This window comes from Serratia sp. D1N4, assembly GCF_054552755.1.
The window spans coordinates 1,185,486-1,199,745 of record NZ_CM137274.1; the positions used below are offsets into that span (position 1 = coordinate 1,185,486).

Annotated in this window: 8 protein-coding genes and 3 tRNA genes; 6 read left to right on the forward strand and 5 right to left on the reverse strand. The window is 55.2% G+C overall.

Annotated elements, in window-relative coordinates; genetic code table 11:
• Positions 1-15 precede the first annotated feature (15 nt).
• From ptrA to recD, 3 genes are read left to right on the forward strand one after another with little or no spacing between them, the layout of a single operon-like run.
• On the forward strand, positions 16-2,907 hold the full coding sequence (gene ptrA, locus ACX1CU_RS05035) for a pitrilysin (RefSeq protein WP_459402724.1): 2,892 nt from the start codon (positions 16-18) through the stop codon (positions 2,905-2,907).
• Complete coding sequence (gene recB, locus ACX1CU_RS05040) at positions 2,904-6,455, forward strand: exodeoxyribonuclease V subunit beta (protein ID WP_459401520.1); 3,552 nt, start codon at positions 2,904-2,906, stop codon at positions 6,453-6,455. The genes ptrA and recB overlap by 4 nt, the downstream gene beginning before the upstream one ends.
• Positions 6,452-8,296, forward strand: coding sequence for an exodeoxyribonuclease V subunit alpha (gene recD, locus ACX1CU_RS05045; RefSeq protein WP_459401521.1), 1,845 nt, complete (start codon positions 6,452-6,454; stop codon positions 8,294-8,296). The genes recB and recD overlap by 4 nt, the downstream gene beginning before the upstream one ends.
• A gap of 27 nt (positions 8,297-8,323) precedes the next feature.
• Here recD and argA read toward each other — a convergent pair whose 3' ends face one another.
• Positions 8,324-9,649 (reverse strand): amino-acid N-acetyltransferase, encoded by a 1,326-nt coding sequence (argA, locus tag ACX1CU_RS05050; RefSeq protein WP_459401522.1) that lies wholly within the window; start codon positions 9,647-9,649, stop codon positions 8,324-8,326.
• Between the two features lie 229 nt (positions 9,650-9,878).
• Between argA and amiC the strand changes: the two genes are divergently transcribed.
• Positions 9,879-11,129: an N-acetylmuramoyl-L-alanine amidase AmiC gene (amiC, locus tag ACX1CU_RS05055; RefSeq protein WP_459401523.1), complete on the forward strand. Its 1,251-nt coding sequence runs from the start codon at positions 9,879-9,881 to the stop codon at positions 11,127-11,129.
• A gap of 94 nt (positions 11,130-11,223) precedes the next feature.
• Here amiC and ACX1CU_RS05060 read toward each other — a convergent pair.
• The 3 genes from ACX1CU_RS05060 to ACX1CU_RS05070 form a co-directional block, all read right to left on the reverse strand.
• Positions 11,224-11,300 (reverse strand) — tRNA-Met (locus ACX1CU_RS05060).
• 62 nt (positions 11,301-11,362) lie between these two features.
• Positions 11,363-11,439, reverse strand: a tRNA-Met gene (locus ACX1CU_RS05065).
• Between the two features lie 66 nt (positions 11,440-11,505).
• Positions 11,506-11,582: transfer RNA gene (locus ACX1CU_RS05070), tRNA-Met, on the reverse strand.
• Positions 11,583-11,796: 214 nt separating this feature from the next.
• On the opposite strand from ACX1CU_RS05070, the gene mltA reads away from it, so the two are divergent.
• On the forward strand, positions 11,797-12,942 hold the full coding sequence (gene mltA, locus ACX1CU_RS05075; protein WP_459401524.1) for a murein transglycosylase A: 1,146 nt from the start codon (positions 11,797-11,799) through the stop codon (positions 12,940-12,942).
• Between the two features lie 82 nt (positions 12,943-13,024).
• Positions 13,025-13,831 (forward strand): tRNA cyclic N6-threonylcarbamoyladenosine(37) synthase TcdA, encoded by an 807-nt coding sequence (tcdA, locus tag ACX1CU_RS05080; protein ID WP_459401525.1) that lies wholly within the window; start codon positions 13,025-13,027, stop codon positions 13,829-13,831.
• Here tcdA and csdE read toward each other — a convergent pair.
• Positions 13,822-14,256 (reverse strand): cysteine desulfurase sulfur acceptor subunit CsdE, encoded by a 435-nt coding sequence (gene csdE, locus ACX1CU_RS05085; protein WP_459402725.1) that lies wholly within the window; start codon positions 14,254-14,256, stop codon positions 13,822-13,824. The two genes, tcdA and csdE, sit on opposite strands and share 10 nt — an antisense overlap.
• Between the last annotated feature and the right edge of the window lie 4 nt (positions 14,257-14,260).

A 14,260-nucleotide genomic window follows, 5' to 3' on the forward strand; every position in this document is an offset into this window, starting at 1 on the left:
GGGTTTATTTTGGATATGCGCAGACAGTTGCTCCGCATTACTGGGCTGGTGTTGTTAGTTATGTTTTGGGTGCCGTTAAGCTGGTCTGCACAAGGATGGCAACCACTGGCGGAGAAGATCCACAAAAGCGATCACGATCCGCGCCATTATCAGGCAATCAAATTGGCGAACGGGATGACGGTGCTGCTGGTTTCCGACGCACAGGCACCGAAATCACTGGCTGCGCTGGCGTTGCCGGTCGGGTCGCTGGAAAACCCAGCCAGTCAGCTCGGATTAGCCCATTACCTGGAACACATGGTCTTGATGGGATCCAAGCGCTATCCAGAAGCAGAAAACCTCGCTGAATTCCTGAAAAAACATGGCGGCAGCCATAACGCGAGTACCGCCTCTTACCGTACCGCTTTTTATCTGGAAGTGGAAAATAACGCGCTGGAAGCGGCGGTGGATCGTATGGCCGATGCCATTGCAGAACCGCTGTTGGATCCAGGCAATGCCGATCGTGAACGCAATGCGGTAAATGCCGAACTGACTATGGCCCGTTCTCGTGACGGTATGCGCATGGCTCAGGTCAGGGCCGAAACGCTTAACCCTGAACACCCCAGTGCCCGTTTTGCCGGTGGTAACCTTGAAACACTGAAGGATAAACCGGGTAGCAAATTGCACGATGAACTGACCGGGTTTTACCAGCGTTACTATTCTGCCAATCTGATGATGGGGGTTTTATACAGCAACCAGTCACTGACGAACATGGCGGAACTGGCGGCCAAAACCTTTGGACGTATACCAAACCGTGAGGCGAAAGTGCCGCCAATCACTGTTCCTAGTGTGACCGCTGAGCAGCAGGGCATCATCATTCATTACGTGCCAGCGCAACCGAGCAAACAACTGAAAGTTGAGTTCCGCATCGACAATAACAGCGCGGAGTTTCGCAGCAAAACCGATACCTATATCAGCTACCTGATCGGTAACCGCAGCAAGAATACGCTCTCCGACTGGCTGCAAAAGCAAGGGTTGGCTGATGCCATCAATGCCGGTGCCGATCCTATGGTGGATCGCAACGGAGGTATTTTCTCGATCAACGTTTCACTGACCGACAAAGGCCTGATGGAGCGTGACAAGGTGGTTGCGGCCATCTTCAGTTATTTGAACATGTTGCGCAGTGAAGGGATCAAACAAAGTTATTTTGATGAGATTGCCGACGTCCTGAATCTGGACTTCCGCTATCCGTCGATTACCCGCAATATGGATTATATCGAATGGCTGGTAGACACCATGCTGCGTGTACCGATCGAGCACACGCTGGATGCCCCCTATCTGGCAGACCGCTTCGATCCGCAAGCCATTACAGAACGTTTGAACCAGATGACACCACAGAATGCGCGCATCTGGTTTATCAGCCCGGATGAACCGCATAACAAAACGGCTTACTTCGTTGAAGCCCCTTATCAGGTCGACAAAATTACGCCCGAGCGATTCGAGAAGTGGCAGCAGTTGGGCAAAGGGATTGTGCTTTCTCTGCCGGGGCTGAACCCTTATATCCCTGATGATTTTACCCTGAACACGCCGCCGCACGAGTTTACCAAACCAGAAATGGTGGTGAACCAGCCGGGTCTGCGGGTGTTGTATATGCCGAGCCGTTATTTTGCCGATGAGCCTAAAGCCGATGTCACCGTGGCTTTACGCAATCCCAAGACCATGGATTCTGCACGCAATCAGGTGCTGTTTTCCCTGATGGATTATCTGGCCGGTCTTTCGCTCGATCAGTTGAGTTATCAGGCTTCCGTCGGCGGCTTGAGCTTCTCCACCTCACCAAACAATGGCCTGATGTTTAATGCCAGCGGTTTTACCCAGCGTTTACCACAGTTGCTGACTTCGCTTATTGAAGGGTATTCCAGCTTCACGCCAACCGACGAGCAACTAGCGCAGGCTAAATCCTGGTATCTGGAACAGTTAGATTCGGCAGAGAAGGGCAAAGCGTTTGAATTAGCAATCCAACCGGTGCAGATGCTTTCTCGGGTACCTTATACCGAGCGCAGTGAGCGCCGCGAAGTGCTGAAAACGCTGACGCTGAAAGATGTTCTGGCTTACCGTGACAGCTTAATGACCGAAGCCACGCCAGAACTGCTGGTGGTAGGCAACATGAGTAAGCAGCAGGTAGATACGCTGGCTTCCACGCTGAAACAGCACTTGGGTTGCACAGGAGTGACCTGGTGGCATGGTGAGAAAGTGGTGGTGGCCAAGAGTCAGTTCGCAAACCTACAGCGCCCAGGCAGCAGTACCGACTCGGCATTGGCGGCGGTGTATGTACCGACGGGTTACGATGAGGTGACCGGCATGGCCTACAGCTCTTTGCTGGGGCAGATTATCCAGCCCTGGTTCTACAGCCAGTTGCGTACCCAAGAGCAGCTCGGTTATGCCGTATTCGCCTTTGCCACGTCGGTCGGCCGCCAGTGGGGCGTCGGTTTCCTGTTGCAAAGCAACAGTAAGCAACCGGCTTATCTTTATCAGCGCTATCAGGATTTCTATCCTAAGACTGAGAAACGTTTGCGTGAGATGAGTGAGGCCGACTTCGCCCAGTATAAGCAGGCGATGATCAATGAACTGAAGCAGCGCCCACAAACCTTGGGTGAGGAGGCTGGCCGCTTCAGCAATGATTTTGATCGCGGTAACTTCGCTTTCGATACCCGCCAGAAACTGATTACCCAGCTTACGGCGATAACACCAGCCAAACTGGCGGATTATTTCCAGCAGGCAGTCATTCAGCCACAGGGGCTGGCCGTGTTGTCACAGGTGAGTGGCAGCAACCAGGGTAAAGCCGATTTTGCCGCACCGGGTGAAGGCTGGGTGACTTATCCCAATACTTCTGCGTTGCAGCAAACGTTGCCACGCCAGGTGGCGACGCCATGACCCCCGTTGTTCCTCAGAGGCTTGATGCACTGACGTTACCGCTGTTTGGCGAGCGGTTGATTGAAGCTTCGGCGGGAACCGGCAAAACCTTTACCATTGGCGCGCTCTATCTGCGTTTGCTGCTTGGCTTGGGCCAGGCAGCGGCCTTTCATCGTCCTCTGACGGTAGAGGAAATTCTGGTAGTCACCTTTACCGAGGCGGCTACCGAGGAATTACGCGGCCGTATTCGTAGCAATATTCACGCATTGCGGATTGCCTGCGTGCGCGGGCGAAGTGAAGATCCACTGTTTTCTTTACTGATGGCAGAAATTGGCGATCTGCCTGATGCGGCGGCGCAACTGCTGGCGGCAGAACGGCAGATGGACGAAGCGGCGATCTACACCATCCACGGTTTCTGTCAGCGAATGCTCACTCATAATGCGTTCGAATCCGGCATCCTGTTTGAACAAACGCTGATACAGGATGAGTTGCCGCTGCGGCGTCAGGCCTGTGCAGACTTCTGGCGGCGTCATTGCTACCCCTTGCCGTTGAACGTGGCAAGGGCGGTAAGCCAGGAGTGGAGCGGTCCGGAGGCGCTGTTGAGCGATCTTGCCGGTTATTTGCAGGGTGAAGCGCCAGCATTGCGCCAGCCACCGAAAGATGACGAAACGGTACTGATGCGCCATGAGCAGATCGTTGCGCGTATTGATGCCATTAAAACGCAGTGGCGGGCCAATGCCGGGGAACTGGAGGCATTAATCAGCCAGTCAGGCGTTGATAAGCGCAGCTACAGCAGCAAACATTTGCCTAATTGGTTGAATAAGGTCGGCGAATGGGCTGGGCAGCAAACGCAGGATTATCAACTGCCGAAAGAGTTGGATAAATTCCGCCAGTCGATATTGCTGGAGAAAACCAAAAAAGGAGAAGCACCGCGCCATGGGCTATTTGTGGCGATTGATGAGCTGTTCGCTGAACCCTTAACGCTGCGCGATCTGATCATGGCCCGCGCATTGAGCGAGATCCGCACTTCCATCGCGCAAGAGAAGCGCCAGCGTGCTGAACTGGGGTTTGATGACCTGCTCAGCAAGCTGGATGCGGCTTTGCAAAGTGCCGGTAGCGAACAGCTGGCTCAGGCGATTCGCCAGCGTTATCCGGTGGCGATGATCGATGAGTTTCAGGATACCGACCCTCAGCAATACCGTATCTTCCAAAAACTTTATATTGGCCAGCCAGACTGCGGTTTGTTGCTGATTGGCGATCCCAAACAGGCCATTTACGCTTTCCGCGGTGCGGATATTTTCACCTATATGCGCGCTCGTTCAGATGTGAGCGCCCACTATACGCTCGAGACCAACTGGCGTTCATCGCCAGCGATGGTGGGCAGCGTGAATCGGCTGTTTGCCCAGGTGGAAAACCCGTTTCTGTTCAGCCAGATCCCATTCATTGACGTTGCTGCGGCGCAGAAGAATCAGGGGCTGGTGTTTGAGTGGCAAAACAAGCCGCAACCGGCGATGCAGTTTTGGTTGCAGCAAGGGGACGGCGTTGGAGTAAGTGATTACCAACAATTGATGGCCCGCTGGTGCGCTGCGCAAATCCGGGATTGGCTCAGCGCCGGGCAGGCAGGTGAAGCCTGGCTGGTGAATGGTGATAAACGCCGTAGCGTGCAGGCGTCGGATATTACCATTCTGGTGCGCAGCCGTGCCGAGGCGGCGCTGGTGCGTGATGCACTCAGTGCGCTGGCGATCCCCTCGGTCTACCTTTCCAATCGCGACAGCGTATTTGATACGCCGGAAGCTAAAGACCTGCTGTGGTTATTGCAGGCGGTGCTGGCACCGGAACAGGAGCGTACTTTACGTAGCGCAATGGCGACCGGGTTGCTCGGGCTGGATGTAACTGCGCTGGATTGCCTGAATCAGAATGAACAGGCCTGGGATGCGTTGGTTAACGAGTTTGATGCCTATCGCACCCACTGGCAGCGGCGTGGCGTCTTACCAATGCTGCGTGAGGTGATGGCCCAGCGGCATCTGGCTGAAAACTTGCTGGCCAGCCCCGGCGGTGAGCGCCGTTTGACGGATGTGATGCATCTAGGGGAACTGTTGCAGGAGGCTACGGCACAGTTGGACAGCGAACATGCGTTGGTGCGTTGGCTGGCACAGCAGATCGCTCAACCGAATCGCCAGTCGGATAATCAGCAGCTGCGCTTGGAAAGCGATCGCCATCTGGTACAGGTGATTACCATCCACAAATCCAAAGGGTTGGAGTTCGATCTGGTGTGGTTGCCCTTTGTCGGTAACTTCCGCCAACAGCAGCAGGTGCTGTATCACGATCGCAAGACTTTCCAAGCGCTGCTGGATCTCAATGCCAATGAAGAAAGCATCGCCTGGGCCGAAGAAGAACGGCTGGCAGAAGATTTACGCCTGCTGTATGTGGCGCTAACCCGCTCGGTATACCACTGTAGTATCGGCATCGCGCCGCTGTTTCTGGGCACGCGTAAAAAACAGGGGGAGACTGATTTGCACCGCAGTGCGCTGGGGTATCTGGTGCAGGCGGGGCAGGCCGGTGATGCCGCCTATCTGAAAGAGAGCCTGCAAAAGCTGGCCACTGGCGGTATTAAACTCGCGCTGGTGGATGCGCCCGATGAACACCCTTGGCAGCCTCAAACAACCGCCGCGGCCGAATTGGCGGCAAAACACTTTTCGCGGCGGATGCAGGATTTCTGGCGCGTGACCAGTTATACCGGCCTTCAGCAACACGGTACGGCAGGAATGCAAGAGTTGTTGCCGCGATTGGACGTCGATGCCGCCGGGGAGTACGTGGCAGATAAAGCACCAGAACTGACTCCGCATACCTTCCCGCGTGGCGCAGCGCCGGGGACCTTCCTGCATAGCCTGTTTGAAACCCTGGATTTCACGCAGCCGCTTGATGAAAAAACATTGTTAGAACAGTTGCAGAAGCAGGGTTTTGAAGAACATTGGCTGCCAGTACTGAAAGAGTGGATGCAGGTGTTGCTGAATACGCCGCTCAATGACAGCGGCGTGGCTCTCTCTGCTCTGAAGCCGCAATTCAAGCAGGCGGAAATGCAGTTCTATTTGCCGATCAACGGGTTGTTGCAGGCTCGCGAACTTGACCAATTGGTGAAGCGCTACGATCCGCTTTCTGTGCATTGCCCTGAGCTGAATTTCCAGCAGGTGCAAGGCATGTTGAAAGGCTTTATCGACCTGGTGTTTTGTTGGCAAGGTAAATACTACCTGCTGGATTACAAATCCAACTGGCTGGGTGAAGACAGCAGTGCTTACACCCAGCAGGCTATGGAACGGGCAATGGCGGAGCATCGCTACGATCTGCAATATCAGCTTTATACCCTAGCGTTGCACCGTTATCTGGGGCATCGCTTGGCGGATTATGATTACAACCATCATTTTGGCGGAGTGATTTATCTGTTTTTACGCGGCGTGGATGCTGAACATCCGGGCAACGGGATTTTTGCCTGTCGGCCGGAGGAAGCGTTGGTGCAAGGGATGGATCGTCTGTTTAGCGGTGCAGCCATCAGCGCGGAGGATGGGCAATGATTGAGATCCTGAATCAGGCGTTGGTGTTGGGTGCATTGCGGCCGCTGGATGTGCATTTCGCCCAGATTGTCGCCGGTGATGACGAGCCAGAACTCCTGTTGGCCGCCGCCTGCTTGAGCGCAGAAGCGGGGGCTGGGCACGTCTGCCTGCTGTTGGATCAGTTGTTACCAGAAAACCTGTTCAATGGCCGCCAGCCAGAGCTGGCATTGGCCGCATGGCAGGCGGCGGGGCAACCGGATTTAGCCCGTTGGCAACAATGCCTGGTGGCTTCTGCCGCGGTAAGCGATGGTAATTCAGCCACGCCGCTGGTGTTACAGCAGCATCGATTGTATTTGCAGCGTATGTGGCAGAGTGAAGGCGAAGTCGCGGCCTTTATTAGCAGCGACAGGGTTTCGCAACCGGTTGAAGAGGCACAGCTTCGCGCGATCCTCGATCAACTGTTTGGTGAGGCGGCAGATGAGCCAGACTGGCAGAAGATCGCTGCCGCCGTGGCTGCCACTCGGCGCATCGCCGTGATCTCCGGCGGCCCAGGCACCGGTAAAACCACCACCGTGGCCAAATTGCTGGCCGCACTGGTGCAGCTTGGTGGTGATGAGCGCTTACGTATCCAGCTTGCGGCTCCCACCGGCAAAGCGGCAGCGCGGCTGACGGAATCGCTGGGCACTGCCAGCCGTCAGATCCCTCTCACACCGGAGCAGCGCGCGTTGTTCCCGGTGGAAGCTGCCACCATGCATCGTCTGCTGGGCGCGCAGCCCAACAGCCAGCGGATGCGTTACCACCGAGGCAATCCGCTGCATCTCGATGTGTTGGTGGTGGATGAGGCGTCAATGGTGGATTTACCGATGATGGCGCGGTTGATTGCCGCTTTGCCGCCTAAGGCGCGGGTGATATTTCTCGGCGATCGCGATCAGTTGGCTTCTGTGGAAGCGGGGGCGGTGTTGGGGGATATCTGCCGTTTTGCCGAGCAAGGCTACAGCGAGGACCGTGCAGCCCAACTGGAACGCTTGACGGGATATCCGTTACAGGGGCAACCCGCGGGGGCGGCAGTGCGTGACAGCCTGTGTCTGCTGCGTAAGAGCTATCGGTTCGATGCCAAATCCGGCATTGGTCAGTTGGCCTTGGCGGTGAATGCAGGGGATGGCAAACAGGCGATGGCGGCGCTGAATGGCCGCTATGGTGACGTAGCTAGTTATCCGCTGGCAGAAACCGAGGATTATCAGCAACTGCTGGATGCGTGCGTTGAGGGGTATCGTGATTATCTCAGGCAGGTGGCCGAAGGTGCTGATGCCACCACGATACTGGAAGTCTTTGCTCGTTTTCAGGTGCTGTGTGCTTTGCGCGAAGGGCCGTTTGGCGTTGCCGGGTTGAATGAACGCATTGAAAGCGGGTTACAGCGTGCGGGTCTGATCCGCCGCAATCCTGGCCCGGCGGGGCGTTGGTATTTGGGGCGACCGGTGATGATTGGCCGTAACGACAGCGCACTGGGGTTATTCAACGGCGATATTGGCATTGCTTTGCCTGGCGCTGAGGGCGATCTGCGGGTGCATTTCCAGTTACCGGATGGCAGCATTAAGTCGGTGCAGCCGAGCCGTTTACCGGCGCATGAAACCGCTTATGCGATGACGGTGCATAAATCGCAGGGGTCGGAGTTTGAGCATACGGTATTGGTGTTGCCGAATCATTTTCTGCCGGTGTTGACCCGTGAGCTGGTGTATACCGCCATTACCCGTGCACGTAAGCAGCTTTCGCTTTACGCCACGGATAAGGTTTTGCTGAGCGCCATCCGCACGCCAACTCAACGCCGCAGCGGGTTGGCAGAACGGTTGCAGGCAGGGGAATAGGCGCTGTGATACAGCGCCCGTAAACCCTTACAGATCGGCCAGCAGGATTTTTGAACGGCGCTGATAGTTGTACAACGCCTGCTTCTGCATTGGCAGAACGTCCACTTCCGCAGGCGTAAAGCCACGCTCCTGGAACCAGTGAATGCTGCGGGTGGTCAATACAAACAGCTTCTGCAAGCCCATCTGCCGCGCCTGGCTCTCTACCCTTTGCAACAGCATTTCGCCACGCGACGAACTGCGGTAATCCGGGTGGACTGCCACACAGGCCATCTCACCAATTTTCTCTTCCAGGAATGGATAGAGTGCCGCACAGGCGATCGTCAGGTTATCGCGCTCGATAATCGTGAACTTGTCGATCTCCATTTCCAGCTGTTCCCGCGAACGGCGCACCAGAATACCTTGCTGCTCCAGCGGGCGAATCAGCTCGAGTATGCCACCGATGTCGTTGATCGTCGCACGGCGTACCTGTTCTGCGCTCTCCATAACGATCTGAGTACCGATACCGTCGCGTGAGAACAGTTCCTGCACCAGCGCTCCGTCCTCCTGATAGCTGATCAGGTGGCTGCGGCGCACACCGCTGCGGCAGGCTTTGACCGCACCGCGCAGGAAACGCACGGTGCCGGAGTAGTAATCGCCGGTTGCTTCCAACTGCTCAATGCGCTTTTGCGCATCGTTGGGGAACAACTCGGGCGCGATCTGCCCCTCTGCGTTAGCCACCCCTTGCGATGAGCAGAAACCAATCATTTTTTCTGCCTTCAGTTTGATGGCCAACTGCGTGGCCACCTCTTCCGAAGTCAGATTGAAGCTCTCGCCGGTAACGGAAACTGCCACCGGGCCAATCAGCACAATTGCATTGCTGTCGAGCTGGCGATGGATGGCTTCTTCATCGATACGGCGGATACGGCCGCTGTGGCAATAGTCAACGCCGTCATCCACACCGAGCGGTTGGGCAATGATAAAGTTGCCGCTCACCACGTTGATGTGCGCCCCTTGCAGCGGCGTGTTGTTCAGGCTCATGGAGAGCCGTGCGGTGATATCCAGTTGCAGCAGGCCAGCAGCCTGTTTGACCAGTTCCAGCGCATGGGCATCGGTAACGCGGGTATGCTTGTGATAAATCGGTTCGTAATTGTGCTGCGCCAGATTACTGTCAATCTGCGGCCGTGCACCATACACCACCACCAGACGGATCCCCAGGCTGTGCAATAGCCCGATATCATTGACGATACTGGAGAAATTTTCATGCTCGATGGCTTCCCCACCCAGCATGATGACAAACGTCTTGCCACGGTGAGCATTAATATAGGGAACTGAGTGACGGAATCCTTGGACCAGCTCTGTGCTACGTTCCTTCACGGCAAAACCTCTTTTGCATATTTATACGGTATTTTTGTATTTTTATTCTTTTATTGCCCCGATGGCAAGCAGGAATTTGCGTGGAGATCTTGGTTAACTCAGTTATTTCATTAACAAATTGAAAAAACATAAAAAGATTTCCTAATGACAGCCACGAATGGATTGGTTAAAGTTTTTGCCATTCTCACTTTTGGGTGTTTTCTTAAATCTTTATCGCTGCTGGAGCCGCATGCCTAACTCTAACCACAATCCAGGCCGCCGTCGTTTGTTACAGGGGGTTGCCGCAACCTGGTTGCTGAGTGTGAGCCGCGTAGGTTTTGCCGCCGCTGCGAATGTGATTGCCGTTCGCGTCTGGCCTTCCTCGACCTACACCCGCGTGACGTTGGAATCCAGCGTGCCGCTGAAATACCAACAGTTCGCGCTTGCCAATCCTGACCGCATCGAGATCGACATCGAAGGTGTTCACCTCAATAGCGTGCTCAAAGGGCTGGCTGGGCAGGTGCGCAAGGAAGACCCTTACCTAAAGCAGGCGCGCGTCGGCCAGTTCGATAAAAACACCGTCAGGTTGGTGTTGGAGCTTAAGCAGAGCGTTAGCCCGAATATGTTTAATTTGTCGCCGGTGGCTGAATACCGCAATCGACTGGTGGTGGATCTCTATCCCACCAAGGGCGGCACCGGCGAAGAGTATGATCCGCTACTGGCATTGCTGGAAGATTACAACAAAGGGGATCTGGAGCGATCGTTACCGGCGGAAGCGCCGCAGGCTGGTAAGGCAGGGCGCGATCGGCCGATGGTGATCGTGCTGGATCCAGGGCACGGCGGTGAAGACCCTGGTGCAATCGGCAAAAATAAGACGCGTGAAAAAGATGTGGTGTTGCAGATTGCGCGCCGTCTTAGTGCGCTTATCAAGCGTGAGCCGAACATGAAAGTGTTTATGACGCGCAACGATGACGTGTTTATCCCGCTGAAGGTGCGCGTGGCGAAAGCCCGCAAGCAGCGCGCCGATCTGTTTGTCTCCATCCATGCCGATGCGTTTAGCAACCGCACGGCGCGCGGCTCTTCGGTTTTTGCCCTGTCGACCAAGGGCGCGACCAGCAATACCGCCAAATTTCTGGCGCAGACCCAGAACGCTTCCGATGAGATTGGTGGCGTAAGCAAGAGCGGTGACCGCTATCTGGATCATACGCTGTTTGATTTGCTGCAAACCGCCACCATCAATGACAGCCTTAAATTCGGCAAGGAAGTGCTCAGCCGAATGGGGAAAATTAATCCTTTGCACAAAAAAAGTGTCGATCAGGCCGGTTTTGCCGTGCTAAAGGCGCCGGACATCCCGTCAATCCTGGTTGAAACGGCGTTTATCAGTAACATTGAGGAAGAACGCAAACTGCGTACCAGCCATTTTCAGCAGCAGATCGCGGAGTCTATTCTGGCGGGGATTAAGGCTTACTTCGCCAACGGCGGGGCGCAGGCTCGTCACTAACCAGTAGGGGCAGGATGCCCGGTTAATGGCAAGTTTCACAAACTCCAGATACAAAAAAACACCTGTTAAGGTGCTTGTTCGTGGTTATCAAGATTGGTTGCGGAGGCCGGATTTGAACCGACGACCTTCGGGTTATGAGCCCGACGAGCTACCAGGCTGCTCCACCCCGCGTCCGTCTTGATACTGATATTATCGAACCAACTTTCATGTGATACCGCTGGTACAGTATCGGTTGGTTGCGGGGGCCGGATTTGAACCGACGACCTTCGGGTTATGAGCCCGACGAGCTACCAGGCTGCTCCACCCCGCGTCCGTATAATACCTGTTTTTCCATCGGATTCAACCTTTTATCTGATACTGCTGTTGCAGTATCGGTTGGTTGCGGAGGCCGGATTTGAACCGACGACCTTCGGGTTATGAGCCCGACGAGCTACCAGGCTGCTCCACCCCGCGTCCGATGGAAGCGCACTATACTCTCCATGCGTTTTGTTGCAACCCTTTTTGCAAATATTCCCCTCAAAGCCATCTGTATGCTGAATTAGTCCTCAGATTGGCTTTTTTTTCATCATAATCACTTCACCGGGAATTTTTGGCGGCAAAGATTCCTTTATTTATAGCCGTTTGTTATCGTTCGCCGATAGAACATATCAGCCTGAGAGAGCATGTAATGAAAGGACGTTGGGGCAAATACCTGCTGGGTGGATTAGTGATTGCCGTACTGGCAGGGTGTTCATCAAAACCGACCGACCACGGGCAGCAGTATAAAGACGGCCGTCTGGATCAGGCGCTGGAGTTGGTGAATCAGCCCAACACCAGAGGCGTTCCCGTTAACGCCCAAGACTACTCCGATCAATTGATGCAGATTAAGAATGCTTCGCCAGCTCTCTTTAGCCGCAACAACACGACTTACCAAGCGGTGCAAAGCTGGATGGCTTCCGGTGCGGATACTCGCCAACTGAGTCAGTTCGGCCTGAGCGCCTATCAGATGGAAGGCGTGGATAACTACGGTAACGTCCAGTTTACCGGTTATTACACTCCGGTTTTGCAGGCACGTTATACCCCGCAGGGTGAGTTCCGCTATCCGTTATATCGTATGCCGGCCAAAGGTAAACGCCGTTTGCCGGATCGCGCAGCCATTTACTCTGGCGCGCTCGATAGTCGTTACATCATCGCTTATACCAATTCGCTGATGGATAACTTTATGATGGAAGTCCAGGGCAGCGGTTATGTTGATTTCGGTAACGGCCAGCCGTTGGTGTTCTTTGGCTACAGCGGCAAGAATGGTCATGCCTATCGCAGTATCGGCAAGGTGTTGATCGATCGTGGTGAAGTCACCAAGGCTGATATGTCGATGCAGGCGATCCGCCAATGGGCGGAGAATCACAGCGAAGCAGAAGTGCGCGAACTGCTGGAGCAGAACCCTTCCTTTGTGTTCTTCCATCCGCAACATTTTGCTCCGGTGAAGGGCGCCAGTGCCGTACCGCTGGTGGCCAAAGCCTCAGTGGCATCCGATCGTTCGTTGATTCCGGCGGGAACCACGCTGCTGGCAGAAGTGCCGCTGCTGGACAACCGGGGCAAGTTCACGGGAAAATACGAAATGCGTCTGATGGTCGCCTTAGATGTGGGCGGTGCGATTAAAGGCCAGCACTTCGACATGTACCAGGGTATTGGTCCAGAAGCCGGTCATTCGGCGGGTTACTATAACCACTATGGCCGCGTGTGGGTGCTGAAAGGGGCCGATGGTGGTCTGTCGCAGTTCAGTGCTTACCAGCAGCAGTCTACCTCGGGCGGTTCCCAACTGGTCACCCGCTAAGGGCAAGGGACGCAGAATTTGACCCGCAGGGGCCGGATCTTCCGGCCCTTATCATTTGCAAGATTAAGGTAATAAAAGCGAGATGAGTACACCCTATTCAGAGGCCTATTTACAGCGTTTTGGCGGCACCGCGCGTTTGTACGGCCAGCCTGCGCTGGCGCTGTTTGCCCAGGCGCACGTGTGTGTGATCGGCATCGGCGGAGTAGGGTCGTGGGCGGCGGAGGCGCTGGCAAGAACCGGTATCGGTGCTATTACGTTGATCGACATGGATGATGTGTGCGTCACGAATACCAATCGTCAGATCCATGCGTTACGCCAGCATGTTGGCCAGTCCAAAACCGAGGTAATGGCGGAGCGTATTCTGGCGATTAACCCAGAATGCCAAGTGACCTGCGTAGATGATTTCATTACGCCGGACAATGTCGCTGAGCTGCTGAACCACAATTTCAGCTATGTGATTGATGCGATTGACAGCGTGCGGCCGAAAGCGGCGTTATTGGCCTACTGCCGCCGCTTTAAAATCCCGGTGGTGACTACCGGCGGGGCCGGTGGGCAGATCGATCCAACGCGGATTGAAGTAGCCGATCTGGCAAAGACCATTCAGGATCCGCTGGCGGCGAAACTGCGTGAAAGGCTGAAGAATGACTTCAACGTGGTGAAAAACAGCAAAGGCAAGCTGGGGATTGATTGTGTGTTCTCCACCGAGCCGCTGGTTTATCCGCAGCCGGATGGCACCGTCTGCGCTTCCCGCAGCACGGCGGAAGGGCCGAAGAAAATGGATTGCAGCGCAGGTTTTGGCGCGGCAACCATGGTTACCGCCACCTTTGGCTTTGTTGCCGTTTCTCATGCGCTGAAAAAGATGGTGGCTAAAGCAGCGCGTCAGGCGTAGCGCGCTGCAACACCTTTAACAGCCGCAGCCAACGCTTGCAGGCCGCTGGCGCGCGTGGCGCTGAGTTGGCTACGCAGCGCCAGACGATCGAACAAAGCCAGGGGATCTGCGGCCAGGATCTGTTGTGGTGTTTTGCCCTCTACGGCGGTCAGCAGGATCGCCAACAAACCGCGCACGATGCGGCCTTCGCTGTCGCCATAGAAGTGCAATGAGCCATCTTCCAGCCGCTGATGCCCGAGCCAAACACGGTTTTCACAACCGCTCAGTTCCATTTCCGCTTGCCGGAGTTCTTCTGGCAACGGTGGTAACTGTTTTGCCAGCATGATCAACTGACGATAGCGGTCTTCCCACTGTTTCAGCGCGTTAAATTTAGCTGTCAGCATCTCGGCGGTAATTTCACGGCCAAAAGGATGGGGGGCAAGCAGGTTC